Origin of the sequence: Peribacillus sp. TH14, from assembly GCF_016651145.1 — a bacterium.
Classification (GTDB): domain Bacteria; phylum Bacillota; class Bacilli; order Bacillales; family DSM-1321; genus Peribacillus; species Peribacillus butanolivorans.
The window spans coordinates 2,848,148-2,875,093 of record NZ_JAEKEK010000001.1; the positions used below are offsets into that span (position 1 = coordinate 2,848,148).

The window sequence follows — 26,946 nt, forward strand, 5'->3', positions numbered from 1 at the left end:
TTGATTTTAGTCGTTGGCGGTGCAGGTTATATTGGAAGTCATCTTGTAAAAGAGTTAGTAAATACAGAAGAGGTGGTTATTCTAGATAATCTCTCTACCGGTTTTTGTTCGCTGGTTGATTCGAAGGCCATCTTGATAGAAGGGGATTTAGGGGATGAAGCGGTTTTAAATGATATATTTCTTAAATATCCAATTAAGGCTGTTATGCATTTTGCTGCTAATAGTTTAGTTGGTGAGTCTGTTCAAGACCCTTATAAATACTATGAAAATAATGTTGCTTCAACTATTACTTTATTAAATACTATGCTCAAGCATGATGTTAAGAACTTCATTTTTTCATCTACGGCAGCTACTTACGGGATACCAAATGTAGATATAATTGATGAAGAACAGCCAACTAATCCGATTAATCCATATGGTCGCTCGAAATTGATGGTAGAGCAAATCTTAGGTGACTTTGCACATGCATATGGACTTCATTATGTTGTTTTGCGATACTTTAATGCGGCTGGAGCACATGAGTCGGCAGAAATCGGTGAAAGCCATGACCCAGAAACACACTTGATTCCTATTATTTTACAGCATTTATTAGGTCAACGGGAGAAGATTTCCGTGTTTGGTACAGACTATGACACACAAGATGGTACTTGTATTCGTGATTATATTCATGTAACGGATTTAGCTAAAGCACATATATTAGCTCTTCAAGCCCTATTGTCTGGGAAGAAGAATACGGCAATCTACAACCTTGGGAATGGAAAAGGATTTTCGGTTAAAGATGTAATAGACACATGTGAAAAAGTCACCGGGGTAAAACCGAATATAGAATATGCAGATCGTCGGCAGGGAGATCCAGCTCGACTGGTTGCTTCAGCCAATAAGATATATGAAGATCTTGGGTGGAAAGCAGCAATAGATTTAGACGAGATTATTGAAAGTGCATGGAAATGGCATAAATCTCAAATGAATTAAAAGAATACACACCCAATAGGGCAGCAAGCTCTTACTAGTTCACTATACTGGAGTAAAGATTAAAAATTCGATTGTTTTATTTGAGAGAACGACTCTGTTTAAAAGTCGTTCTTTTTTTATTTTTCAGGTGTCACTATCCTGCACGGTTAGTGGAGTGAGGCTTCTACCTTTCGCCTCGAATTTTCCATTTCCTCGATCATTAATCTGTTTAGATAAACGTTTTCATTTCAAAAATAAATTAAACCCCTATCATTTCAGTCTTTCTCTTAATATAGATTAACTGGTCGTAAAAGGGATTTTAATAAGAATATAGAAGTACTAACTAAAAGGATTATCATTCATTTACTAGGAGACGTCATACTTAAAATTGGGGAAAATTTCAAGTGTGATGCATTTAGTAATAAATCAAATAAAGGAAGTTCAGCAGGTGTCATCTTAGAATAAGATGGACTAACAGATGAAGAGAAAGGTGAGAGGTTAAATGAATCAGCATATATTAAAGAACCGTTCATTTCTCTTCATATGGATCGGTAATGTGATCTCTGAATTAGGCGCTGCCTTTGGGACCTTTTGTAATTCAATTCTTATCTATCAACTTACAGGTTCCACTATGGCTTTGGGAAGTATGTGGATATTATATTTTGTACCATCCCTGCTTTTGCAATTATTTATTGGCCCTTTTATTGATAGATGGAGCCGTAAGTGGACGATGATACTTTCACAGTGGAGTAGAGGTGTAATTTTTCTTATCCCACTTATTTCATTATTAACGGGGAATCTTGAAGCATGGCACATTTTCACAGTCCAAATCATAGTAGGTTTAATTACGCCCTTATATTCACCCGCTAATCAATCAATTTTGCCTACAATTGTTCCTGAGAACCAGCTAAGCGCTGCAAATGCTTATTTAGATGGAACGATTCGATTAATGACGTTCTTGGCACCAATTGCAGGGGGAGTCGTTGTAGAGTACTTAGGTGTTAAAACCACATTACCGCTTGTTTGCTTATTGCTTATTACAAGTGGCTTTATACTGCTGTTCATCCAAGAATCAAGAGTCTCATTATCTATACGCAAATCATGGTTAAACCAATTCATTGAGGGTCTATCCTATTTTTTTAGACAACCCCTCATAGTTTGGTTAGGAGTCTTTTTGGCGTTTGTTCAATTTGGAGTGGGAGTTACGATGGTTATCACTCTTCCCTATATCACTGGTGAGTTATCTGGTAGTTATGCAGAGTACGGATATTTTATGGCTAGTTTCCCTTTAGGGTATGTAATTGGTTCCATGCTTGTAAGTAAAATAAAACATAAGAGTCGCAGGGTTTTGATGTTAGGAGCATTAATTATCGGAGGTCTAACATATATCTCCTTAGGTATTAGCAATAGTATAGTTGTTGCATTCTTGACTGAAATTCTTGCTGGAATAGCTATGGCTATTTTTAGTATTCATAATAAAACTATTTTTCAACAAAGCGTACCTAATCATCTAATGGGGAAAATATCCTCGGTTCGATTATTTATTATTAGAAGTACGATGCTATTAGGGGTAATAACAGGTACATTTTTGAGTGATATCTGGGGGATACGTCCATTGTACTTTTTAATAGGAAGCATTATCTGCACTGTATCTTTATTAGGAATATTACTTCCTTTCTTTAAGTTCATTGATAACTCGAATAAAGGGGAACGTTCTGTTTCTTAAATTAGAGGGGAAATGTTAAATAAACATAAAAACCCAAGCTAAGACATTACCATTTAGATGAAATCTTGTGTAAAGCCACTCTACTTAAGGAAAAAAGAAAGGCTACTTACACTTTTTCAGTCTTAGCAAGGGGAATTTGATAAAATGTTGCTGTTGAATTAGTCTCCCATGCTCATCCCTTTTAATGTCACAGCAGTTATGAACACAGTCACACATATGATTGAGGTAGATACTACAATGGCGATTGGTAAACTCATAAAAATCCCTCCTTTAAAGTATTGTTACGTTGCTAAGATTAACCTTAGCTCCAATTAAAAAGTTGTAAGTAAGTTTATCCATTGACGCACCCTCAAAGTCGATTTTCTTTAAATCAGACGTTCGAAATTGAACATTCTTGAGTGTTGCGTCGCGAAATGATGCTTTCTTCAATGTTGAGCCCTCAAAAATGGTTTGGTTAAATGTTTCCCCATCAAAGATAAGACCAGCTAAATTACAGCCTTTAAAGTGGGTTTTATTATAGCTACTATTTTTAAAAATGACTCCCTTTAAGTTTGAACTTTTAAATAGGGTACTCGTTAAATTGACGTTTTCAAAGATACAATTATTTAAGTTACTGCTTTTAAATGTGCTGTTCGTCAGGTCAGAATGGCTGAAATCAGAACGGGTTAAATCGCAGGAATTAAATTTTCCATCATGCACCGAAACCGAGCGGAAGTCGGAATCCAATAAGCGTTGCCTGGAATAGTCCATGTTTATCGCCTGCTCAAGCTCACTGTATTGGAGATTAAATGCTTCTAGGAGCTCTGACACTTCTCCAATTGAATCCACCGTTAATCTATAAGCCTCCTGCTCACTAGAACCTTTTTGTTTATAGTCATTATATTTCTCTATTAAGTTTTGCAGCAGTTCTTCTTCCAGTTCCTTTGCTGTTTTGGCATTTTGATACGGAGCAAAAATGCTGTGAACATGTGCATTTAGTTTTTCAATCACATTTTATCTTCCTTTCTACAAGAGGCGTTCAAGTATTTGCTTGGCCTGCTCCCAGTTATTTTTGTTTTGCGTATATGTGTCTTCTCCGATTGCGGTGATTTTATAATATTTTCTTCTGCCGCCTTGTGTAGCATCTCCCCAATAGGAGATGATGCATTCGTCTTTTTCAAGACGTTTTAAGCTGGAATACATTGTTGCTTCCTTTATTTCGTACTGCTCATTTGAACTCACATATATCAATTTACTAATTTCATAACCATATTTATCGCCACTTTGCAGGAGTTTTAAAATCATCGTATCAACATGTCCGCGTAGTAGGTCAGAGGATAGTTTTCGTTGAACCAAATCCTCACCTCCTTTGGTATAACTTATAACATATTACTATGACAGTCAAGGTAATATTACTCTTTAGGTGTGGCCTTTTTTCTTAATTGTCCTTTATGCAATCATACTTGGAAGGAATTTATTATGATTTGTAGAAGTAGTGTTAAGAGATATCTGGGAGTGGTGAATGTTGAATAATTCTTGGAATAAAGTGATATATAAGATTTGGTCTCCAATTTATGACAAAGTTTTCAATTCAAATCTTTTTTTTAATGCCAGAAGAAGAGTATTTGATGAGATATCGTTTAATAGCAGAGACAAAGTTCTGTTTGTGGGCGTAGGAACGGGTGCTGACATAGAGTTAATCAAGCACTTTGACTTAGAGATAACAGCAATAGACCTTTCAAAGGATATGCTTAAAAAAGCAATGGAGAGATATAGAAATACCTCTATCACATTTTTAGAGATGGATGCACAAAATATGGAATTCAACAATGAATCGTTTGATTATATAGTTGGAAGTTTGGTCCTTTCAGTAGTGCCTGATGCAAATAAATGTTTTCAAGAAATGATTAGGGTTTTAAAACAAGATGGGAAAATAATTATATTCGATAAGTTTATCTCTAAAAATAAACAGCTATCTTTACCAAAGAAGCTTCTTAGACCTTTTATTAGGGTTTTAGGTACAGATATTGGCTTGCGGTTTGAAGACTTGTATCATAGACATGATAAAAATCTAAAAATCGTAGAAGATCAATCGATTATGATGAATGGAATGTATAGAAAGATAATAATTTGCAAATGAAGATGACGTGCCTTTCTAAGGAGTAGGAAACAATGATTAAGGGTCTTTATGAAGCAAGAACTTCAGGTGAATAATTTTTTTGAAATTCAGTACAATTAGTTGGAAGGATTTAATTGGAAAGAGGGGATATTTTGTCTGAAACGATTTATAACTATGAAGATTTATTAGAAATGCTGGACTCGTTATTGCGTGAACCAACTAAATTCTGGAATGATTTTTATGAAGATCGTGAAAAGGAGATTCCCTTTTTTGAAAACCTACCAGACGAGAATTTAGTTAATTATTTTGACAGAGAGTTACTTGGTTCAGGGGAGGTTCTTGAACTTGGATGTGGTCCTGGAAGGAATGCCATTTATTTTGCTCAAAAGGGCTGCTCAGTTGATGCTGTTGACGTTTCAAAAGAAGCTCTTGAATGGGGAAAAGAGTGGGCAACAGAAAAGAAAGTGAACATAAATTTTATTCAAAAAAACATTTTTGACTTAGATATTGAAGAAGGAAAATATGACACCGTCTATGATTCAGGTTGCTTTCATCATATTGCTCCACATAGAAGAATGAATTATATAGAAATGGTGAAAAAGGCGTTAAAGCCTAAGGGTTTCTATGCGATTACTTGTTTTGTTCAAGGAGGAATATTAGGTGGTGCAGATATTTCAGATTGGGAAGTATATAGATTAGGAAGTCTTAGAGGCGGGTTAGGTTTTACTGAGGAAAAACTAAGAACGATTTTTAAGGATTTTGAAGAGATAGAAATACGTAAAATGAAGGAATTTAAGCGGTCTAATGAAGTCTTTGGGGTCTCTGGTTTATGGACTGCTTTATTTAGGAAAAAGTAATTTTTGTGAACTATAGGGCGATGGCATTCAGATAATAATGAAGATCTCTGATGAGATTTTGTAGATAGTGTGGATGAACTTTATGATGAAAATAGTAAATTGAACTTTAAGGATCTGAGTGTAGATCCTTTTTTCTTTGTGAAAAATTCAATTTTGATAGAGGTTCCTTAAGATACCTTGAATATATTGGATTGCGAAAAAATTGTCGGTAAAAAACATAAATGTTAAACTATAATAACAATGAGGTTGTGGATATTGTTGGGAATATAGTGAGGACCTACCTCTATTGAAGTATACGAGGTAAATAGAAGCGAGTACTAGACTGCTATTTTTATAAAAAATTAAATAGGTGGAGAAATTTATGCATAGAAACCAAAAATTACATTCATTTCTATTAGACAAAGCAGCACAATTGACAGAGGAATGGTACGAAACCTTAAATAAAAATGATGTGATAGGCGTTTATAGCTCAGCTAATCCCGAAGTAATTAAAAAACTAAAGCTACAAAATAACGATTTTCACTTACATTTTTTTCAGGTGTTTATAGAAGAGGAATCAGAATTCTTTAGGCATTTTGATGAGTGGATTGAAGAAATCGCACAGGATGGGCAGCATTTAGAAACACCCATCTATTTTATATTAAGAGAATTTTTTCGAACGCAGGAGCAATATCTAGATTTTATTGAGCAATTTGTATCATTAAATGAAGGTCAATACTCGCAAAAGGAAATAAATTCATGGTATCGAATTGTTATCAAAGTGTTCAGTGAAGTTCTAGAGAGGTTTACTGAAGCTAATAATAGATATTCTAATGAAATAATGAAAGCTCAACAGGATACGATTAATGAATTAGGCTCTCCTGTCATATCACTAAACGATAACACCGCGTTACTTCCCCTTATTGGCGATATTGACACAATGAGAGGGATGTTCTTGCTTGAAAACACGTTACAAATATGTGCAGAAAAAAATGTTACTAGGCTTTTTATAGACTTATCAGGTGTTCATGCAATCGACAGTGTATCTGCTCAACAACTGTCAAAATTGATTGAATCCTTACATCTAATTGGGGTTGATACAACTCTTTCGGGACTTCGTCCAGACATAGCTATTACTGCTGTGCAACTTCAACTGCCTTTTGATAAAGTAACGATAAAATCCACTTTGGCCCAAGCGATTAATACAAATGAATAAACTATCTACGGGCTGGGACACAAGGCCATAAAGCTAAAAATGGTTTAACTGGGGGAATTCTTACTTAAATGGTAAGGAAGTATTAAAGAGATTTGGTTTTCAAGTAGAAGAGAAAAATAGATTGAGGACGGTGGACCATTGGATAAACAAGTAACATATGATAATGAAGCAGAAATGGGCTATATTTACTTGGCTGAACCATATAAATACAAAATTTCATATACGGATGAGCTCCCACAAAATAATGATATAATGTTAGATTTTTGTAACGACGTTCCGATCATCGGAATTGAATTAGCGGGAGCTACTGCGATAAAAATTAAACATCTTGTTGATACAGTACATATATTCAAAAAGGCAACTACTGCTGATAATGAGATTTTTTACTCTTTCAGATTGCATGATAAATCAGTAAAACAATCAGTTACTCATCCAGATACTGCGAAAATAGTGTTTCACTTTTCGGATGCTGACTGTTTAGATTTTATAGGGATTGATATTTATGACACAGATTCATACGATGAGGCATTCTTAATTGGCGGATAAGCCCAATCTTTTTTAGGTCATCTCGTACAGCGAAAGCCGGAACCAATGAAAGGGTAGCCTGCTCCTTGGTTAGGGACCTAGGTTATTCAATATTTGCAAACACGGCTAGGTCTTCTTTATTACCAACCACTAAAAGCATATCTTTTTCAAGGATATTCTGATCAGGTGATGGAGCTATGATAATTTCTCCATTACTCACGATGGCAATAACACTAATATTATATTTCGCACGTAAATCAAGCTCTCTGAGACTTTTTCCTGTCATGCTTATGGGTATAATGATTTCCTCGATATTGTATTCTTTTGAGAGTTCTATATAGTTCAGCATGTTGGGTGATAGGAGTTGATTAGCGACCCGTTCACCCATATCTCTTTCAGGGTAGATAACCCAGTCAGCACCAACTTTAGCGAGCACTTGACCGTGATGTTTATTTAGAGCTTTTGCTATTACCTTTTTCACTCCTAGTTCCTTTAAAAGCAATGTAGTTAAAATGCTTGACTGCATATCATTTCCGATGGCTACGATGACACAATCAAAATTACGGATTCCAATGGATTTTAGTGCCTCTTCTTCGGTAGTATCAGCCATAACTGCATGAGTTACACTTAATTCTGCATTCTCGACTCTTTCCTCGCTTACATCAATACCCAAGACTTCTTGTCCGGCTGTATATAATCTATGAGCTACACTCGTTCCGAATCTTCCTAAACCGATAACGGCATATTGTCGTTTTCCCATCTTTAACACTCCCTCATTAATGATTAACCAATCATGATTTTGCCTTTTGGACGGCGGAATGGATCTGGTTTACGTCTCATTGCGATAGCAAAAGCAAAAGTCAAAGGTCCAACCCGGCCCGCAAACATTGTGAAAATAATGAGCATCCGACCAATGGGGGATAATTCAGGGGTTAATCCCATTGAGAGACCCACGGTAGCAAATGCTGAAGTGGCTTCAAATAAAACCGTCAAGAAATCACTTCCGGTTTCTGTAATAGTCAGCAGAATGGTGATGGTTGAAACGATAAATATCCCGATGGAGGTAACGGATAATGCTTTAAATATCGTTTCATTCACAATACGGTGCCGAAACAATACCACATCTTCTTTTCCTTTAATCTGTGACCAAACCGTTCCAATCAGCGTCGCTAATGTGGTGGTTTTAATCCCACCGCCAGTCGATCCCGGTGAAGCCCCAACAAACATCAAGAAAATGATCAACAGCAATGTGGGTTGTGTTAAATCAGGGATATTCAATGTATTAGAACCTGCTGTCCTCGGAGTAACGGATTGAAACAAAGAAGCCAACGTTTTCCCCATGAAAGATAAAGGCTGCAATGTTTTGGCATTTCCAAATTCAAATATAAAGATTAAAATGGCCCCTCCAATTGTAAGGATTAAGCTAGCCATCAGTACAACCTTCGTATGTACAGACAAACGATGGGTATCACGGTATTCGTAAATTTCATTCATCACGATAAATCCTATACCGCCTAATGTGATCAGGGAAGCGACTGTAAGGGTTACGAAAGGATCTGATGCATAAGTAGTCAAGCTCCTAAACCCTCCCATTAAGTCAAAGCCCGCATTATTGAAATTGGAAATCGAATGAAAAAGGCCGTAATAGATTGCTCTGCCTATTGGCATGTCAAAAGAAAAGCGAATCGATAGTATAACGGCACCTGAAATTTCAATAATGGCAGTGTAAATTAAAATCCTTTTTACTAACTTAACTACACCTGCCATAGATAAATTATTTAAAGACTCCTGCAAGACTAACCGGCCTTTTAAAGAAATTCTTTTGCCTAATAAGAAAAAGAAAAGCGTCGCAAATGACATAAACCCCAAGCCGCCTATTTGAATGAGTGATAAAATGACCAACTCTCCAAATGTTGTAAAAGTGGTTCCCGTATCTACTACGACAAGCCCTGTTACACATGTAGCAGAGGTTGAGGTAAATAAAGCATTTAGAAAAGAAAGACCATTCCCATTTTCAGTGGAAATCGGCAGGGTTAATAAATAGGCTCCAACAAGTATCAGGAAGGCAAAGCCAAGTACAAGAATTTTTGGCGGATCTAACAAATCTTTTGCTTTTATCAAATTGATCATCCTTACCCTGTTAATGAATTAGCAACCTACTAACAAACGTAATATATCCACAGATAACCAACCATTATCCAGTGATAGGGTTAGTATTTCGCTCGTACTGCATTCCATTCGTCATCCATCTAGATAAACAATCAATAGACCAAGTTCCTTTTGCTATACATGCGCCCATTCTGCACAAGCCCTTTTATTTGTGAAAAAAGGTATTCATTATCCTTAATCAAGCTTAGGTAATTCTCTTTGGAAATCCTTTTTTAAAGCATAATAAAAAGACCTACATAACATCTGGCTGCTATTTTGTTACAGAAAAGCAAACAAAAAAGCCCCTGAAATAGGCGGTCTTATGACCTCCTTCGCTTTAGCCGACGAAGTTAGCTGACGGGTAGGATGGCGAAAGAGCTGATCTCATCCTTTCTGCAAGGCAGAATTAACCCCAAATGATTGGTTCCTCCGTAATCAATTTACTTGAGTTTAGGCCGAAATGCATTAAATTGATAAACGTATTCTACTCCCATCATTTACTAGTTGTAAACCCCTAAATTGTAAAAAAAATTTGCTAGAACAAAACAGAAAATTTACGTTTTTTTTACATATTAAAAACTTATTGACAAAAATTAGTTGGGACATTATGATAGGTTCGATAAATTTGAAAAATAACATCCAGTAATTTTATGTTTCTAATAAATAAATATATGGTATTTCCTTTTGGAATTAGATACAGAAAATCTCAAAGTTTATTGAATTCGTATTTTGAAATTTTAATACATTATATAAAAAAGGCGGGCAAGTATGGAGAAGACGTTTAATAGATATGTTGTTAACGCTACAGGTAAAGGTGGACAGACGTATTTAACTCAATGCCAGGATAAAGATGCACTAAGGAAATGGATAGCCGATCATGAGGATCAAATAATAATGAATGAGTTAAGGATAACAGATAAGAAAAAGAATCCATTGATAAATTTTTTTTCAAAGGTAATTTCATCTGAATCCATAGGTCCTTATTAACTGGATCATGCAAATAATTGAACATTAAAAGATAGTAGAGGGTCAAGCATATTGAATAATAATTCACTCATTATGTCCTTTTGCAGTATTTCAACTATTTAAATTCCTGCGTTAATCAGGCAATCTGAAGCTTAACATCCATATTGCGTTATATTTTCAAACTCATTTATATTGAATGAGTTTTTTTTGTGTATATTAAATATTGGGATGGAAATATTCAAAAAAGCTTAAAAGATTTGGATGTAATAGAGAATGTGATATCGAAAATGGATCTAAAGGAAATGAGTAAAAAATCATGGAAGATTACCTTGATCCATAAGATATAAGGCATAACTTTTTCCTCATCAGTTTTCGATATTATGAGGAAGTTAGAGTATATGTCATATGGGAGTGTATATTCTCACAAACCATTTACAAATTTTAAAGAAGAGAAGTAATAAAAAGGATTTATAGATTCATTGGCTTATGTAAATATGCAACGTGGGAAACATTATCCACTAGTGACTAACGGGAAAGAATTTACAAAGATAAAAGCATTTTCGATTACTCTGCTAATAAAGAAGAAGTTAAAGGTAGTGTGTCATTGGCAAATTATGCATTAGCGAACAATGAGTCGTAAGGAAATTGGAAATCAGATCCAGTCGGGGCGGGGGAAACCTCGCCCTGGATTATTCTCTAAGACATGTGGTAATCACTAGGGCGACAATACTTTTACTTAATATACATTTTTTAGATAGTTTGTCGCTTGGAAGTTATTGACTTTTTGCTCGTTTACTCCAATAATAGTCTTAAATACATCTTTATCCAATGACCTAAATGGTAATAAACTTAGGACTCTATGAAATTTTTTAGGAAACATGTGAAGTCTCCATGTAAACATCTGATTTACCTTTTTTTCTGTTTTATTTTGGCAAGTCATTCACTTCGTATGCAACCCGTATTCCAGATTCAATCGCCCCTTGCATCCAAGCGTGAGTAAGAGTAGTATGTTCACCGGCAAAGTGCACTCTTCCTTCAGGTGTAGGGATATAAGGATACAACTCGGTTTCCTGACCCGGTTCAAAAGCAGCGAAACCTCCAGAAGAATACTCATTATCGACCCAACTAAAGGAAGTTCCTGATACAAACTCAGAATAGACTTGGTCTCCATAAATTTCAGCTAAGTTCTTTAAAGCATATTGAATGCGCTCTTCGTTTGATAGACCGTTCCATATTAAAGCCTCATCCGCCCATGTATAGCTTGCCAAAACCACAGCAGGACCTTTTGTACCAATCCCTTGACTTGGGTAATAAGTGAATCGAATCGGAAGGTCAGTTATGGATTTACCACCATATTGGTGGTGCCTTTCCCAAAACCTGCTTTTAAACTGGATTCCGATTTTTGTTGCGCTCATATAGTTCAGTTCACGAATTGCTCTCCGTTTATAATAGGAAAAAGAATGGTATGGTTCAACTTTCACAAATTGTAACACTGAAAAGGGAATAGTTATGATGGCAAGATCACCAGTTATGGTGGAATCCTCTAGGGTGTGCGGGTGGGTGGAATGGATGGTTACACGGTTGTTATGTTGGACAATTTTCGTCATCCTTTGATAGAACATAATGACATCTTTTAATTGTGGAAGAAATGCCCTTGGAAGCAGATCCATACCACCGGTTATCTCATAGTAACGATTTGCTCCAAAGGACGCCGCTTCTCGCAAAACTTCAACAAATGACATCCCCATATATGCTTCGTAGTCAAGGAGTAAACCGATCATATCGACCGCGCCATCTGAAAAAGTCGTTCCATATTGATAATGGTAAGTGTTTAAGAAAGTTCCTAGTGAGTAGTTTTTAAATTCTTTTTCTACGAGATTCCAATTTCTCTTTGGATCTTGTTTAATAAAATCGAGAATGGGCTGTGTAGCTAAATTCATCAGCATCTCTGCGCTTTTATCTTTTTCATTCGGGGCAACGGGAAAGTTGAGAATACCAGGAGACCGTTCAAAAATGTTAAGACGTGTTTTGATACCATTGAGATAAAGAATATCCATTGGAGTTCGGTTAATAAACTGGTTTACGGTTAGTCCGAATTTTTTAATATACTCTAATGTCAAAAAATGACCTTCAGGAATACGCATTGGACCTAGGTTTAAATAAAGCCCATTGCTAAAGGGAGAGTGTATTGTATAGGCGCGTCCGCCCACCCTGTTATTTGCTTCAAGGATGGTGACGCTGTGCCCTGCATTCTTCAAAAGAGAAGATGCAACCAGTCCTGCTAGTCCTGCGCCCACAATAGTAATATTCTTGGGAACTTGCGACTTTTTAAGACCATTTTTAATAATGCTAATCATTTGTTGAGTCGTTAACTGATTATTAGACATCTCTTCGCCCCTAGTGAAAAAGATTTATTACATTGTATTCACTAGCAGAGATGCATATGTATTCAAGAGTTAATCAGATGATAGATAAAAAACTTGGTATTATCTTAAATATAAAACAAGAAACAGAATCAATTAGTACATTGGTAATTTACTAAATTTGTTATGTCAGCTGCCTTTTCATTTTCTTTTACTTTAAGGTAATGGAGAACGATATCTTCCAGGGTCAAGCATTTCGGATGCAAGACTCTGTACGTTTTCTACAGGGATACTGGAACTCTCTTCAGTGCTTTTCAATAAGGATGTGCGGTATTGGTTTTTGCTTTATTTATTTGTATGAAAACAAAAGGGGGATTATCAAGTGAAGGGATTTGAATTTTTCAGAATGCCACAGACTATTATATATGGGAGGAAATCTTTTGAGAAAGTGGGAGCGGAAGCGGCATTATGTGGGAAGAAAGCACTCATTATAAGTGATAAGGTAATGAGCCGACTCGGTTGTGTCAATCAATGTTGTCAGTATCTTCATGACAACGGAGTAGCAAGTGCAGTTTATCTTGGAGTTGATTCAGAACCAACAGACCAATATGTGGAAGAATCATTAGAACTTTTTGAAAAGGAGTCATGTGATCTAATCATTTCCCTTGGTGGAGGAAGCTGTATTGATACTGGGAAAGCAATTGCTGTCCTGGCCACGAATGGTGGATATATTGGAGAATATATGGGCGGAAGAAAAATAGCAGACAAAGCGGCAATACCGCACATTGCTATTCCAACAACTGCTGGAACTGGTTCAGAAGCGACGGATGCTACTGTTATTACCAACACCGATGATGATGTGAAGATGATGATTAAACAGCCGAATTTTATGCCTTTAGTCGCCATTGTTGATCCGTTGCTGACAGTTTCTTCTCCACCACATATAACGGCTGCGACGGGTGTGGATGCATTAAGTCATGCGGTTGAGGCCTATTTATCAAAACGGTCTCACCCAATGACAGACACAATGGCTCTGTCCGCGATGAGATTGATTGTGGAGAATATTGAAAACGCTTACGATGATGGGGATAACATAGATGCCCGTGAAAAGATGTCATTAGGAGCCCTTCAAGCAGGGATAGCATTCTCGAATTCATCCGTTTGTTTAGTTCATGGAATGTCGAGACCAATTGGAGCTTTGTTCCATGTACCTCATGGATACTCGAATGCCATGCTATTGCCAGCGGTATTAGAATTCAGCAAGGAAGCCTGTATGGAACGGTTAGCGGATTTGGGGAGAATTTTTAAAACTGAATATAAAAACCTTTCTATAGAAAGGGCAGCTTTGGTTGCGGTAGAATCTGTTAAGGCACTTTGCCAAAAGCTGAACATTCCTAATCTCGAAGGATGGGGAATAGAAGAGGAGAAATTTAATCTCTCAGTCAGTAAAATGGCAAGAGACGCCATAGATAGCGGGAGCCCTGCTAATAACCCAAGGGTCCCAACTAAACAAGAATTAGAAGAGTTATATCATACTTGTTATCATTATAAGTTTGCTACTGAAGATAAAGTATAGGGGTGAATATGTGGAGACTTCAATTCTAAAATACCTCATAACTTAGTTAGTGCCAAGCATACTTGCTGAGATAAGTATGAATTCTTTCTTTAATCACTTAATGGTGTAAAGAGAATATTCCGAAAAGTATTTGGGAGGATTTCAGCATTTTATTTACAATATCAGTCTAAAAATGTTAATATTTAGTTAAATCAGACTAGGGTGCAATGAAGATAAGATTAACTCTTTAGAGAGCTCTGTTAGCTAAAAAGGAGTAAGAGTTTTTTATTGAAGCAAGCCTTTGACCCTCACTTTAGAACCTTATGTTTTGGGGAAAAGTGTGACGGGAGCTTCCGTTATAGAGCTAAGGTATTCACATTTTTATTAAGTGCCGTACCTAATAAGGTTAATATGGTGACATATTAATAAACAGATGTGGAACCACGACTTTAAATCTCGTCCTCAAGATGTATGTCTTGGAGACGAGATTTTTCTATTTTTTAATAAAATTCAATACAACTATAAGGAGAAAAGATGAAATTCAAAAATCTATTATTATCTTGGAAATACCCTTCGATATTATTACTTGGAATAGGAATTTCAAACTTTGGTGCTTGGGTTTATTTTATTGCACTTAATTTAATCGTATTGGAGTTGACTAACTCAGCGCTTGCCGTAGCTGGACTTTATATTGTTAAACCGATAGCTGCGTTATTCACGAATGTATGGGCTGGCAGCGTTATTGACCGAATAAATAAGCGGAATCTAATGGTGGCACTTGACCTATTTCGAGCGGTATTCATAGCTTTGCTGCCATTGACTTCTTCTATTTGGGTAATATATTCGGTTGTTTTTGTGATTAATATGGCAGGGGCTATGTTTGGAACAACATCAAGGTCTTATATAACAAAATTAATACCCATTGAACAGAGAAAACGATTTAACTCACTTAGAAGCTTAATAGATTCTGGGGCTTTCTTAATTGGTCCAGCGATAGCGGGCATCCTTTTTTTAATCGGTACACCCATTTTAGCCATCTATATTAACGCAGTAGCATTATTTTTATCAGGAATCATAACTTTATTTATGCCTAATCTTGAAAAGGATCGTTCCCTTGAGCAATCCGATAGTTACCTTTCTTGGAAAATAATCAAACAGGATTGGGCGATTGTCCTTAATTTTAGTCGACAATACTCTTATATTATGTTTATATACTTTTTATTTAGTCGCATGATGGTAATGGCAACAGCTATAGATTCACAAGAGGCAGCCTTTGCAAAAGCTGTGCTTTTTTTAACTGACACAGATTACGGATTCCTTGTAAGTATAGCCGGGGCAGGTATAATTGCAGGGGCTCTAGTAAATACAATGATTGTGAGTAAAATACAAATATCCTTTCTAATTGGCTTAGGCTCTTTATTTGTTTCGGTAGGTTATATAATCTATTCCTTTTCAAGTTCCTTTTCGATTGCCGCGTTAGGATTTTTTATCATTGCCTTTTCGCTGGCTTTTGCCAATACAGGCTACCAAACATTTTATCAAAACAATATACCAGTTGAGATTATGGGAAGAGTCGGAAGTGTATTTGGCTTGTTAGAAGCATGTTTGATTATTATTACGACAACAATTGTGGGAGTTTCAGCCCAGTTCATTTCGATTCAGTTCGTAGTCATTACCGGGTCAATAATTATGTTTGCTCTTACAATTTTGTTATTTATACTCAGTATGAAGCCTTCTAAGAGCAGATATTATTCCGTTAAAAGTGTGGAGGCAAAAGATTTATAAGCTTTTGGTCTGCAATGGAAACCAAGAAAAAACAAAAAATCTAATTGAAGTTTATCTAATTCTTCAATTTAAAGGGTGGTGTGTAATGGCCGCTATAAAAAAAGCTTATGGATATATAACACGAATCAAAGAGGGAAAACCACAAGTATTAGTATTTCAACATCCTATTAAAGAGGCTGGGATACAGATACCAAAAGGTACAGTAGAAGCAGAAGAAGATCCTTATTATGCAGTCATTCGTGAAATCAGGGAAGAAACAGGTTTAATGAATTTTAATGTAGAGCAATTAATTATACAGGATCGATGGAAATGCGATGATGGGGCAATACATGAGCGTTATTTTTATAAAATAACCGTTCATGAGACGCGAGAAGGATGGACATATAATCCCACAGGTGGTGGGGCAGAGTCTGGTTTAACGTTCCGATTCTTTTGGGTATCTATGTTGGGCGAAGTAGAATTGGTTAGAGGACATGGTGATTATTTGCATGAAATTCTTGATCAATAAAACAAGTTGTTTATCAAGATAGAATGCCACCAATTAGGTGGCATGTTACATGTATATCTATTTATACCATTCTGATGTATTATACTTTTTTAACCATGATCTTTTCTTTGTTAATATCTAATTCACCATTGAATGTAAAGTTAAATTTCTTATACAAGTGAAGTGCGACTTGGTTATCTTCAACTACACTTAAATAGATTTCATTACAATTATATTCTTTAGTTAATCGTTGTATTAAAGCTTTTAACATGATACTTCCAAGTCCAAGACCTTGATATCTAGCATCAATTAAAAAACGATCTAACCACACTCTTCCATTTTCCCCTTCTTCGGGAAAAAATCCATACATAGCAAAACCGACCAAGCTATTGTCTGAATAAAGACCCACTGGCTTATAATATTTACACTCCATGGCTTCTTCTATACATTGTTCTGTCGTTTCAATAAACGATTTTTGCTTTGTGTTTATTCCCAATTTTAAAATGTCATTTACATTTTCGTTCGTGACTTCATTAATAGTGATGGTCATAATATTAATCCTTCCTCATTTTCCCTCATGTTTAGCCGTTTTGTTAACATGATATACTAATAGCCTAAGGTATATGGTTACCATATAGTCAAGGGAGAGATTGTATTGGTCGATGGAAATTCAGGCAAATATTTTACTACTGGAGAATTCGCCAAACTATGTAATGTAAAAAAACAAACGCTAATTCACTATGATGAGATTGGGCTTTTTTCTCCCGATATAAAAAATGAAAAAGGCTATCGGTATTACTCCTATCAACAATTTGATGTTTTTTCTGTAATCACACTTTTAAAAGAAGTTAAAATGCCCTTGAAAGAGATTAAATGGTTTCTTACTAACAGATCTCCTATAGAATTAATTAACCTTTTTAAAGAAAAATCCATAGAATTAGAAAAAAAAATAGATAATCTTTATCGAATACAGAAGATTATTGAAACGAAAATATCCCTCACGGAAAAAGCGATACGTATTGATTATTCTCAAATCACATTAGAATTTCAGGAGGAAGAACAACTTTTCCTTAGTGATTCCATCTTGAATTCTTCTGATGCTGATTTTTTAAGATCAACATCTAAATTTATCGATTATTGTAATAGAAATAAGTTTTATACGGGTTTCCCTATTGGGGCCATGATAAACAAAGAAAAGATAGTTCAAGGAGACCATGATAACTATTCATATTTGTACACGAAAGTTATGGACAATCATGCGAGCTCTTTTACATATGTAAAGCCCAAGGGACAATATATTGTTGCCTATCATAAAGGGAGTTATAAGAGTATTTCCGAAACATATGAAAAAATAGTAAACTTTATGCAAAGTCAAAACTTGAACCTCAAAACGTTTTCATACGAAGAGTATATGTTAGATGAAGTCTCAGTAAAGGGTTACGAAAATTACCTAACGAAAATAATGGTAGAAGTAGGATGAGGGAAGGTTTTTTGAGCCACATATACGTTATTCAGGAAGATGATTTAGTGGGGATGTACAAGCTCAAAATTAAAAGAACGGAATTTCTACATGAACAGTAAGAAACTTTGCGGAGGGTTATATATGAAAAAGTTAGTTTTATGTATTGTTGCTATTTTTCTTATCGTCTTTTTATATTTTGACTATATAGTTCAAAGTGACAAAACGAACAACAGAATGGATCTTAACGTCAAGCAATCCATTGAACATCAATTAAAAACCAAAGACTACGAGAGTTTTACTTATAAAATTACCAATAATACAAATAAAAATTTTAATCTGCTATTTGGCACAGGTAATGAAATAGACGTAGAATTCCACACATTAACTGATAGTCCAATTAAAGAGGGCAATATTATTACTATTGAATCTCAACCGACCGAAAAACACAAAAAAGAATTTAATAAAGGAGATACTTGGGAGTATATAATAAAGGTTAATTCGAAGTTACTTTCAAAAGGTGACTATCAATTAACTGCTCAATTTATACCAAGTAATGCGCTTACTCTTGATAAAGTTGAACAGATAATAACTTACCCTTAATGTGACCCAGACAAGTAGACAGGGGTTCAATAGACCCTAGTAATTTTGCGAATAGAGGAGGATTTTTTATGTCAGATAATAGCCATCATATGTTCTCCGCATTTTTAACTTCTGTTGTGAAGCTGCTTCCTTTTATTTAATTGGTTGTTTACTATCATACATTCATATTAACGACTCTTAGTATACTAAGAGATTTCTATATAACGGAAAAAGAGAGAGAATTTTATGTTCTGTCTCTTTTTCATATAGTTTGTTGACGCCTTGTACAAGATGTCCTAGGATAAAAAGATATGAGCTACTTTTGGAAGGAAATAGAAGGGAGAGAAAAATACATGTCACTAAAATCCTTTATTCTTTCCCTTTTGTTATCGCAAGCTTTGTTTTTGTGTGGGCTGTCTGTTTTTCTTCAGCTCCTTTTATATTTGAATCCTTTGGTTATCGTGGTTGTGTGGGTTTGTATCTTGGTTGTTGTCTCGATGCTGGTTCTTTTATTTCGAGGTGAAACGGTCATGCTTCCTCGGTTTTGGTGGCAGGCAGGTATGATTGGATACAGTTTTTCATTATTGGTTTTGCTGTTCTTTCGACCGAATGGGCAGGATTATTCGTATAATTTTATCCCTTTTTCTACGATTCTTTCTTATTTGTCGAACGAAACTAACTGGCTTGTGTCTTTTTATAACCTTAGCGCCAATGTAGGATTGTTAATTCCATTTGGGCTGTACTTGATGTCCAGGGAGGGGAAAGAGTTGTCCTCTTTTCGGAAATTTCTTTATCCATTTTTCTCGATCTTGAGCATTGAAATCTGTCAGTATGTTTTTCGACGAGGAAGTTTGGATGTTGATGATCTTATATTGAATATGATTGGCGTTTACCTGGGTTACATCCTGTATCCATTGTTTACAAAAGTGGTTGCGTTCCATTCTGGAAAAATGAAAAGGATAATATGATTTTGTGAAGAAAAAGATACATGTGATTAAAAAGTTGATGGAGATATTGAATTTGGGCATAACAAATAAGTTAAATGAGAGGGTGTATCCTATGTATAGCAATTTAGCAGAGTTAACAAGCCATCCAGTGTTTCATTACTTTGCGGAGATATCCAATATCCCAAGAGGGTCAGGTAATGAGAAAGAGATTAGTGACTATCTGGTTCGCTTTGCAAGAGATCGAAACCTGGAGGTAGTACAGGATAAAACATTAAATGTCATAATAAAAAAGCCCGCTACAGCTGGTTATAATAGTGCTCCCACCATAATTATCCAGGGGCATATGGATATGGTTTGCGAAAAGAATAAGGATACTATTCATGATTTTGAGAAAGATCCTCTTCAATTAAGGATTATAGGGGACATGTTGTATGCTACGGGTACAACATTAGGGGCGGATAACGGAATTGCAGTTGCTTATGCTTTAGCTTTATTAGATTCAAATGATATTCCGCATCCTTCTCTTGAAGTAGTTATCACTACTGAAGAAGAAACGACAATGAACGGCGCTCTTGATGTTGATGCATCTCACTTTGAGGGTAAAATTTTGATTAATATTGATTCAGAAGAAGATGGGAAGCTGCTAGTTAGCAGTGCAGGAGGAATACGCGTTAGGCAAATCCTTCCTATTATATGGGAACCTGCGTCAAATACTGAAGTAACATACTGTATCAGTATTAGAGGGTTAAAAGGCGGTCACTCTGGTATATCAATCAATAAGGAAAGAGGGAATTCCAATAAACTATTGGGTAGATTGTTACAGGATTTAACAACAGAATTCCCTTGCTCTGTACAGCAAATTAGTGGAGGTCTAAAAGGGAATGCGATTCCTCGCGAAGCAGAGGCAAGTGTTCTGATTCATTTAGACGATGTTCAGAAGATTGCTGAGAAAATCCAACAGTGGGATGAAACGTTTAAAAATGAACTACAATCCTCCGACCCAGAAGTATGGATTGGATTTGAAAAAAGCGATAGCGCCTCTACAAAAGTTTTGTCCAAAGAAACGGTGCGTAAAGCCATTACATCCTTACTGTTAATCCCACATGGTGTTCAGGGGATGAATATGGGAATAGAAGGATTGGTTGAGAGCTCGACGAATTTAGGGGTCGTAACAACAACGGATACAGAAATGAAATTCGAAAGTGAAATCAGAAGTTCGGTCAAAAGCATGAAATACAATATGGTTACTCAGGCAAAAGTGTTAGCGGAAATGCTTGGATGTGAACTATTAATAGATGCGGATTATCCGGAATGGCCATATAATCCTGAATCGAAGCTCAAGAAATTATTTGAACAAACATATAATGAAAAGTATAATAACGAGATTGAAATCATTGCTGTGCATGCAGGGATCGAGTGTGGGGTTTTCATAGATAAGATACCAGGATTAGATGCTGTTTCAATCGGGCCGGATATGTTTGCCGTACATACACCTGATGAACACCTAAGTATCCCTTCAGCAATAAATAACTGGGAGTATTTAGTTTATACTTTAAAAAGGATGAAGGACCTTTAAGCAGCTGTTTCTTTGTATGAAAGGAACAACGTAGTAGATGAATAGCCATTCTTCTATGGTGTTCGTCAGCTTAGTTCAATAGTATAAAAAAGAAAGTACATATCTGATATGTACTTTCTTTAGCATTTGCGATTTTATCGAACAATATCGAAACTGCCAATTGGATGATTAAACTCCTTTTGGTATGGTCTGAAAAATATCCCAAAAAAGAGACTCCCCATGTAGGCAAGTCTCTCATTGTCATGAAGATCCAACTATCTTTTTACCTCTCGGCTGTGTACCATTTGGGTCTGGTTCTTTTGTGATGCCGATTTGATTGAATTGATCATTTAATATAAGCTTGTATGTCAACAATCCTGTGCCAGCTTCATCAGGCTTGAAAGTTCCTGCATTAGCCCATTCGCCTTTATTCAGCAGCCATACTTGATAAACCTCTGACTCTTTAAGAGTAGGCAAATTCTGAATCTGTACGACTAATCTTCTTTCTTCACCTTGTTGCAAAACATATGCAACTCCGTCAGTATTCATATTTACAGCCGTCTTATCAGCAGGCTGTAAAGAAAGAGTCGTTTCAACCTCTACAGGCAGATTGATAGCTGAGAGTTCTTTTTTTAGTTGCACATTGGAATTTAACAGAACAATCACCAAAACTAGAGTGGCTAGCAAGAGCCCTGAAGTAATAGGAGTAAACTGTTTCCGGAAAAAACTGCTCCATTTCTTCACCTTTCGCACAGGAATTTCAGGATTACTCTCAAATACAAAATTCATAACTTCCGATTTTAGGGAAGAAGGGGGGGCAAATTCCTCGAAATCCCACTTCAATGAATTCCAGGCTTCCGTCATTTGATCATACTCCCTGGTGCATTCGGGGCAGTGGATTAAGTGTTCCGCGAATGCCTTTTTTTCTTTTTCTTCCAGCTCATCTGATAAAAATGAAAGCAGGTTATCGCATTCTATACTCATTTACAAATCACCTACTTCCAAATACTTTTTCAACTGCTTGAGAGACTGATGTAGTCTGCTCTTGATGGTCCCAATCGGTTCATTTTCAATTTTGGCAATTTCCGTTAGCGAATAGCCTTTCCAATATAGTAAATCTATTAGTCTTTTTTGCGGCTTGCTTAACTTATTTTTTGCTTTGGCAATTTCACTGTTTATAAGTCCATTTTCTATATCATTATTCGGATCTTCTATATCAATGGGCTTGCTCAGATCCATTTGTTTGTTATTCCGAATATGAATACTGTCTTTACGAACATAATCCACGCATACATTCCGTGTAACAGTCAAAAGCCAATTCACAAAGTTTCCCTTTTCGGGGTTATAACTGCTTTTTGTCGTCCAAAGCTTTAAAAAAACTAACTGCACAATCTCTTTTGTTTTTTCTTCATTTCCATTTGTGAATTTAAAAATAAAGCCATAGATTAATTTAATATACCGGTCATAAAGTTCTTCCAGAGCAGGACGATACTTATTCTTTACTAATGCCATTAATTCTTTATCAAGTTTTTCTTCCAATCGCACCTGCAACTCCTCACCAAGTAAATTTGGAAAACAAACAACAGGAACGATCACTTTTATTTGATCGTTCCCTATATTTTGTTATTTTGGAAAAATTGTTTCATTATTTACAATATACCAAACATCTTTCACACCTTCACCATTGACATCTCCCACTTGTTTATCCTTTACAAAATAGTAAAGCGGAAATCCTTTGTAAGTTACTTGCTCTGTCCCAGTGTCTTCTCTTTTAATTGTTCCAAAATCTTTTTTGTCAAAGCCCTTTGGCACATTGAAATCCTTTGCCATGAACGGCGGCCAATTTTCTAAACATTCACCAGAACAATTGCTTTTTCCGGATTCATCCTTTTTGAAATAATACAGTGTCATTCCTTTGGAATCAGCAAGGTACTCGCTCGTTGTTCCACTCTCCAATGATTTCAGGCTATCGGCGGTATCATCAGCTGTGCTATTCACCACTTGATCTTTCGTAATAGAATCTTTAGCGTCATTTCCACATGCTCCTAAAACCAACACCATTGTCAAAGTCATTAAAATAAACATCCATTTTTTCATATAATCCCACTCCTCACTTATTTATTTCCATCCCCACTTTTGAAACACTTTATGGGATGTATCAGATTTTAGATAATTAATAAATTGTTTTGCTTCTTTTTTATTGTTGGTCTTGCTTGTTATACTTACTGGAGTTCCTCTATAGAGCTTATCTTCTTCAGGAAGCTGAACCAGTTCTGTCACGTCTGACAGACGGTAATGCCAGGATTCATACGTAATCCAGGCGTCGTATTTAGAATTTGCCTTCCATAAATCGATTGCTTCTGCGCTAGATTTTACTGAAATGACAATATTACTACTAATTCCTGGAATAAGCCCTTTTCTTCCTGCTAGATCCTCCCATAGTCCCAGTTGTCCAGCTCCATTAACATCTATAATCTTTACGCCTCTCTTCGTTAAATCCTCTAAAGACTGTATATTCTTGGGGTTTCCCTTTCTAACCAAAATTCCGGCTGCACGTGAATACAATTCTGTACGGGTTTTTTCATTAATGATACCCGGATGATTAAGCATAAAATCAGTCAGCATATACTCGGACCCTCCGTAAATAATGTCGGCATCCTGTTTGGCTTGATCAATCCATTTTGCTTCGGGTCCTGCAGTTACTTCAACTTTTATTCCCGTTTCGTTAGTAAACTGATCCGCCAATTCCTTGATTGGTCCAAGAGGTCCACCTGGGCCGTATACTTTTACAACATCGTTGACAGCTAGACCCTGTTTAGAATCCGTTTCAGTTGAAAATCCTAACACGACAATCATTATTGATATCAAGCCAACAACAAAAAAAAATTTCTTCACGTCTTTCTTCTCTCCTTTCAAGAAAAATTCTTTGTACTATAGGTAACGAGACAAACATCAAAACGGTTTGAAAAAAATGTTATTTTTTTGTTTTTGCCTTTTGAAGCTGAATTGCCAAATAAGTGCTTCTATTATTTTAATAAAGTAGTCAATAACGAGCAGCTTATGCCGATACCACTGGTAGAAGGATTTTTTGTGAAAAGATGAAAGTGGTAATGTGTTAACGAAGTTGGAGAAGGTGTTTAAGCATCCTAGTACAACTAACCAAAATTTTGAGTAAGGTTTACAAAGGGATTGTGATCTTTGGAGTCGAAATATGTAACTAACAATACTTTTTACCGGAGGCTTACTTGATGGAATTAACTATTATCAATACATTTACAGACCAACCGTTTAGAGGGAACCCAGCTGCTGTTTGTTTGCTTAGTGAGGAAAAGGATCCGGAGTGGATGCAAAAGGTAGCTAAAGAGACTAATTTACCTGTTACTGCGTTTATTATTAATCTTCATAAAAATGAATGTAATTTACGATGGTTTACTCCTTCTATTGAAATACCTATTTGTGGTCACGGAACACTAGCAAGTTCTTTCTTTTTATGGGGAAAAGGATACGTACAAAAGAATAAACCAATTGTCTATCAAACGAAAAGTGGAGTTCTTACTTCAAAATTGGTAGATGGAATGGTACAGTTGGAATTTCCGTCATTAATGGAGAAGGAGGCTATTGCTCCTGACTTACTAATTAAGGCTTTAGGAGTTGTTCCTACTTATGTTGGTCAAAACAAATGGGATTACCTAATTGAAGTTCAATCAGAAGAAATCGTAAGAAACTTAAATCCCGATATAGACTTAATTGCTCAGTTACCGATTCGCGGCATCATTGTAACGAGTCAATCAGATTCGAGTGAATATGACTTTGTTTCTCGTTTCTTTTCTCCAGCCCAAGGCCTTAATGAAGATTATGTAACAGGATCTGCACATTGTTGTTTAGGGCCATATTGGAAAAGTAAGCTGAATAAAAATATATTTCAAGCTTATCAAGCGTCAGAAAGAGGGGGCGTAATAAAGGTTGAAGTAGTAGAAGATATAGTTAAACTTTCTGGAAATGCAGTGACAATATTCGAAGGGAACTTAACTCTTTGATTATCTAGAATAGAGAATGAGAGCATCTCAGAATATTGCCTAATAAGTCAGGGATATCCATTAAAATAAAATGGGTGAACGTACCTGACTAACATGGAATGGCAAAGATTGAATATATTATAGGTGTATTTATATTTATAAGTAAATCAATATTCTTCCATTCTATAATAGAGTCAACTTGTACTGGCGAATACCGCCATTGGGCAAACTAGTGCTTGGATTACTAATTCTAACCTTTTCCTTTTGTCTACACTATCAATAATATCCTCATCAAAGGAAAATCCTCGATACTTCTTTTTGTTTTGGGATTACTACCATGTAGTATGTCAATATAACTATGGATGATACGTCCTTTTTACCCTCTAGAGCCACGTTCTTTGCTACCAATTTACTGGTATTACCTATTCTAATGAATTGAAAAAATCAAAATCTGATGGATTAGGTTCACTTCCACCGTAGTTATACTAAGAAGCTATGGGGAAAAATGCTAGTAAAAGGCATCATCAAAATATGAAATTACCTCAAAATATTAATAATTACAAATTTTATTGAATGTAGGCTAAAATATTTACAAAAAATGAGTCTATGTTACTATCAATAATGTGATTAAGAAATTTTTAGTGTTTTTTCAATTCATTATAAATACTGGAAAAATAATCAGTTAATTACCTATATGAATTTTTTTAAAATTATAAGAGGTATCCATTTGATTAATAAAACTTCAACAATTGTAATTGTTGAAAGGTTTTTTTGTTTTACATTTTCTAAAATATGAAGGAGCTACAAATTAATGAAAAAAGTACAAAAGGCAATTATACCTGCAGACGGGATTGGGAACAAGGTTTTTACCTGCTACAAAGGCAATGCCAAAAGAAATGCTACCAATAGTGGATAAACCAACTATTCAATATATTATAGAAGAAGCTGTAAAATCAGGCATTGAAGATATTATTATTGTCACAGGAAAGAATAAACGTGCGATAGAAGATCACTTCGATAATGCCTATGAGCTAGAGAATAATTTGAGGGATCATGGAAAATTTGATTTATTGGAGAAAGTACAATATCCATCAAATTTAGCCAATATCCATTACATTAGGCAGAAAGAGCCGAGAGGCCTTGGACATGCTATCTGGTGTGCCCGTAATTTTATTGGAGATGAACCATTTGCCGTACTTTTAGGTGATGATATCGTTCAAAGCGAGGTACCTTCATTGCGTCAATTAATAAATGAATATGATGCGACAGGTTCGTCTATTATTGGCGTACAATCCGTTAATGAAAGCGAAACGCATAGGTATGGTATCATTGACCCGCTTACTCAAGATGGTAGAAGGTACGAAGTTAATAACTTTGTTGAAAAACCAGAACAAGGAACAGCTCCATCTAATTTAGCCATTATGGGGAGATATATTTTAACCCCAGAAATATTTCACTTTTTAGCTAAGCATGAAACGGGTGCTGGTGGTGAAATTCAGTTAACTGATGCCATTCAAAAACTAAACGAAATTCAAACAGTATTTGCCTATGATTTTGAAGGGAAAAGACATGATGTCGGAGTTGTAGATGGCTTTGTAAAAACTACCATTGAATTTGCCCTACAACGTCCTGAATTGAGAGACGACATTTTAAGAGAATTGGAAAGTATACTCAAAAAGCATAAGGCAGTTAAGTAGTTTTTTTACATAAATCTCATGAGAATTATCTTTA

Annotated in this window: 25 protein-coding genes, 1 pseudogene and 1 riboswitch; of the genes and pseudogenes, 16 read left to right on the plus strand and 10 right to left on the minus strand. The window is 35.7% G+C overall.

Going from position 1 to position 26,946, the window contains the following annotated elements:
- Both galE and JFU50_RS13890 read left to right on the plus strand, forming a co-directional pair.
- On the plus strand, positions 1-972 hold the full coding sequence (gene galE / locus JFU50_RS13885; RefSeq protein WP_201222922.1) for a UDP-glucose 4-epimerase GalE: 972 nt from the start codon (positions 1-3) through the stop codon (positions 970-972).
- A 481-nt stretch (positions 973-1,453) separates the two neighbouring features.
- Positions 1,454-2,677, plus strand: coding sequence for an MFS transporter (locus tag JFU50_RS13890; RefSeq protein WP_201222924.1), 1,224 nt, complete (start codon positions 1,454-1,456; stop codon positions 2,675-2,677).
- Positions 2,678-2,947: 270 nt separating this feature from the next.
- On the opposite strand, the gene JFU50_RS13895 is transcribed toward JFU50_RS13890, so the two are convergent.
- Complete coding sequence (locus JFU50_RS13895; RefSeq protein WP_201186842.1) at positions 2,948-3,667, minus strand: pentapeptide repeat-containing protein; 720 nt, start codon at positions 3,665-3,667, stop codon at positions 2,948-2,950.
- Between the two features lie 15 nt (positions 3,668-3,682).
- On the minus strand, positions 3,683-4,012 hold the full coding sequence (locus JFU50_RS13900) for a PadR family transcriptional regulator (protein ID WP_201186841.1): 330 nt from the start codon (positions 4,010-4,012) through the stop codon (positions 3,683-3,685).
- A 169-nt stretch (positions 4,013-4,181) separates the two neighbouring features.
- Here JFU50_RS13900 and JFU50_RS13905 point away from each other — a divergent pair, with 169 nt between their 5' ends.
- From JFU50_RS13905 to JFU50_RS13920, 4 genes are all read left to right on the plus strand, one after another.
- A complete protein-coding gene (locus JFU50_RS13905) occupies positions 4,182-4,796 on the plus strand; it encodes a class I SAM-dependent methyltransferase (RefSeq protein ID WP_201186840.1) in 615 nt (204 codons plus the stop codon).
- A 131-nt stretch (positions 4,797-4,927) separates the two neighbouring features.
- A complete protein-coding gene (locus tag JFU50_RS13910) occupies positions 4,928-5,632 on the plus strand; it encodes a class I SAM-dependent methyltransferase (protein WP_056526292.1) in 705 nt (234 codons plus the stop codon).
- Positions 5,633-5,993: 361 nt separating this feature from the next.
- Positions 5,994-6,827, plus strand: a complete 834-nt coding sequence (locus tag JFU50_RS13915) for an STAS domain-containing protein (RefSeq protein WP_201186839.1) — start codon at positions 5,994-5,996, stop codon at positions 6,825-6,827.
- A 138-nt stretch (positions 6,828-6,965) separates the two neighbouring features.
- The gene (locus JFU50_RS13920) at positions 6,966-7,373 is read left to right on the plus strand and encodes a DUF2283 domain-containing protein (RefSeq protein WP_201222927.1); all 408 of its coding nucleotides are present in this window, start codon (positions 6,966-6,968) and stop codon (positions 7,371-7,373) included.
- An 82-nt stretch (positions 7,374-7,455) separates the two neighbouring features.
- Here JFU50_RS13920 and JFU50_RS13925 read toward each other — a convergent pair whose 3' ends face one another.
- Both JFU50_RS13925 and JFU50_RS13930 read right to left on the minus strand, forming a co-directional pair.
- The gene (locus tag JFU50_RS13925; protein ID WP_053347790.1) at positions 7,456-8,112 is read right to left on the minus strand and encodes a potassium channel family protein; all 657 of its coding nucleotides are present in this window, start codon (positions 8,110-8,112) and stop codon (positions 7,456-7,458) included.
- A 23-nt stretch (positions 8,113-8,135) separates the two neighbouring features.
- Positions 8,136-9,482, minus strand: a complete 1,347-nt coding sequence (locus JFU50_RS13930; RefSeq protein WP_201222929.1) for a TrkH family potassium uptake protein — start codon at positions 9,480-9,482, stop codon at positions 8,136-8,138.
- A 342-nt stretch (positions 9,483-9,824) separates the two neighbouring features.
- Positions 9,825-9,967, minus strand: a riboswitch (cyclic di-AMP (ydaO/yuaA leader).
- A gap of 301 nt (positions 9,968-10,268) precedes the next feature.
- Between JFU50_RS13930 and JFU50_RS13935 the strand changes: the two genes are divergently transcribed.
- Positions 10,269-10,487, plus strand: coding sequence for a hypothetical protein (locus tag JFU50_RS13935; protein WP_201222931.1), 219 nt, complete (start codon positions 10,269-10,271; stop codon positions 10,485-10,487).
- 902 nt (positions 10,488-11,389) lie between these two features.
- Here JFU50_RS13935 and JFU50_RS13940 read toward each other — a convergent pair.
- On the minus strand, positions 11,390-12,853 hold the full coding sequence (locus JFU50_RS13940; RefSeq protein ID WP_242489045.1) for a flavin monoamine oxidase family protein: 1,464 nt from the start codon (positions 12,851-12,853) through the stop codon (positions 11,390-11,392).
- Positions 12,854-13,235: 382 nt separating this feature from the next.
- On the opposite strand from JFU50_RS13940, the gene JFU50_RS13945 reads away from it, so the two are divergent.
- The 3 genes from JFU50_RS13945 to JFU50_RS13955 all read left to right on the plus strand — a co-directional run bounded on the left by JFU50_RS13945 (position 13,236) and on the right by JFU50_RS13955 (position 16,677).
- Positions 13,236-14,405, plus strand: a complete 1,170-nt coding sequence (locus JFU50_RS13945; RefSeq protein WP_201225083.1) for an iron-containing alcohol dehydrogenase — start codon at positions 13,236-13,238, stop codon at positions 14,403-14,405.
- Positions 14,406-14,918: 513 nt separating this feature from the next.
- Positions 14,919-16,169, plus strand: a complete 1,251-nt coding sequence (locus JFU50_RS13950) for an MFS transporter (RefSeq protein WP_201222933.1) — start codon at positions 14,919-14,921, stop codon at positions 16,167-16,169.
- Between the two features lie 85 nt (positions 16,170-16,254).
- Positions 16,255-16,677: an NUDIX hydrolase gene (locus JFU50_RS13955; protein ID WP_201222935.1), complete on the plus strand. Its 423-nt coding sequence runs from the start codon at positions 16,255-16,257 to the stop codon at positions 16,675-16,677.
- A gap of 79 nt (positions 16,678-16,756) precedes the next feature.
- Here JFU50_RS13955 and JFU50_RS13960 read toward each other — a convergent pair whose 3' ends face one another.
- Complete coding sequence (locus tag JFU50_RS13960; RefSeq protein ID WP_201222937.1) at positions 16,757-17,206, minus strand: GNAT family N-acetyltransferase; 450 nt, start codon at positions 17,204-17,206, stop codon at positions 16,757-16,759.
- A gap of 105 nt (positions 17,207-17,311) precedes the next feature.
- Here JFU50_RS13960 and JFU50_RS13965 point away from each other — a divergent pair, with 105 nt between their 5' ends.
- From JFU50_RS13965 to JFU50_RS13980, 4 genes are all read left to right on the plus strand, one after another.
- The gene (locus JFU50_RS13965) at positions 17,312-18,136 is read left to right on the plus strand and encodes a MerR family transcriptional regulator (protein ID WP_201222939.1); all 825 of its coding nucleotides are present in this window, start codon (positions 17,312-17,314) and stop codon (positions 18,134-18,136) included.
- 123 nt (positions 18,137-18,259) lie between these two features.
- A complete protein-coding gene (locus JFU50_RS13970) occupies positions 18,260-18,718 on the plus strand; it encodes a hypothetical protein (RefSeq protein ID WP_201222941.1) in 459 nt (152 codons plus the stop codon).
- 332 nt (positions 18,719-19,050) lie between these two features.
- On the plus strand, positions 19,051-19,665 hold the full coding sequence (locus JFU50_RS13975; RefSeq protein WP_201222943.1) for a VanZ family protein: 615 nt from the start codon (positions 19,051-19,053) through the stop codon (positions 19,663-19,665).
- Positions 19,666-19,756: 91 nt separating this feature from the next.
- Positions 19,757-21,220, plus strand: a complete 1,464-nt coding sequence (locus JFU50_RS13980; RefSeq protein ID WP_201222945.1) for an aminoacyl-histidine dipeptidase — start codon at positions 19,757-19,759, stop codon at positions 21,218-21,220.
- A 240-nt stretch (positions 21,221-21,460) separates the two neighbouring features.
- Here the strand turns inward: JFU50_RS13980 and JFU50_RS13985 are convergent, their stop codons facing one another.
- From JFU50_RS13985 to JFU50_RS14000, 4 genes are all read right to left on the minus strand, one after another.
- On the minus strand, positions 21,461-22,183 hold the full coding sequence (locus tag JFU50_RS13985; protein WP_201222947.1) for an anti-sigma factor: 723 nt from the start codon (positions 22,181-22,183) through the stop codon (positions 21,461-21,463).
- Positions 22,184-22,738 (minus strand): RNA polymerase sigma factor, encoded by a 555-nt coding sequence (locus tag JFU50_RS13990; RefSeq protein WP_190270797.1) that lies wholly within the window; start codon positions 22,736-22,738, stop codon positions 22,184-22,186. It abuts the gene before it with no gap.
- An 84-nt stretch (positions 22,739-22,822) separates the two neighbouring features.
- Positions 22,823-23,296: a COG4315 family predicted lipoprotein gene (locus tag JFU50_RS13995; protein ID WP_201222949.1), complete on the minus strand. Its 474-nt coding sequence runs from the start codon at positions 23,294-23,296 to the stop codon at positions 22,823-22,825.
- A 21-nt stretch (positions 23,297-23,317) separates the two neighbouring features.
- The gene (locus JFU50_RS14000; protein WP_201222951.1) at positions 23,318-24,094 is read right to left on the minus strand and encodes an extracellular solute-binding protein; all 777 of its coding nucleotides are present in this window, start codon (positions 24,092-24,094) and stop codon (positions 23,318-23,320) included.
- Positions 24,095-24,447: 353 nt separating this feature from the next.
- Here JFU50_RS14000 and JFU50_RS14005 point away from each other — a divergent pair, with 353 nt between their 5' ends.
- Together JFU50_RS14005 and galU are read left to right on the plus strand one after the other, a co-directional pair.
- Positions 24,448-25,236 carry a PhzF family phenazine biosynthesis protein gene (locus tag JFU50_RS14005; protein WP_201222953.1) on the plus strand — a complete coding sequence of 263 codons (789 nt, stop codon included), beginning with the start codon at positions 24,448-24,450 and terminating at the stop codon, positions 25,234-25,236.
- 790 nt (positions 25,237-26,026) lie between these two features.
- Positions 26,027-26,912 (plus strand): annotated as a pseudogene (gene galU, locus JFU50_RS14010) (UTP--glucose-1-phosphate uridylyltransferase GalU).
- The last annotated feature ends 34 nt before the right edge of the window (positions 26,913-26,946 follow it).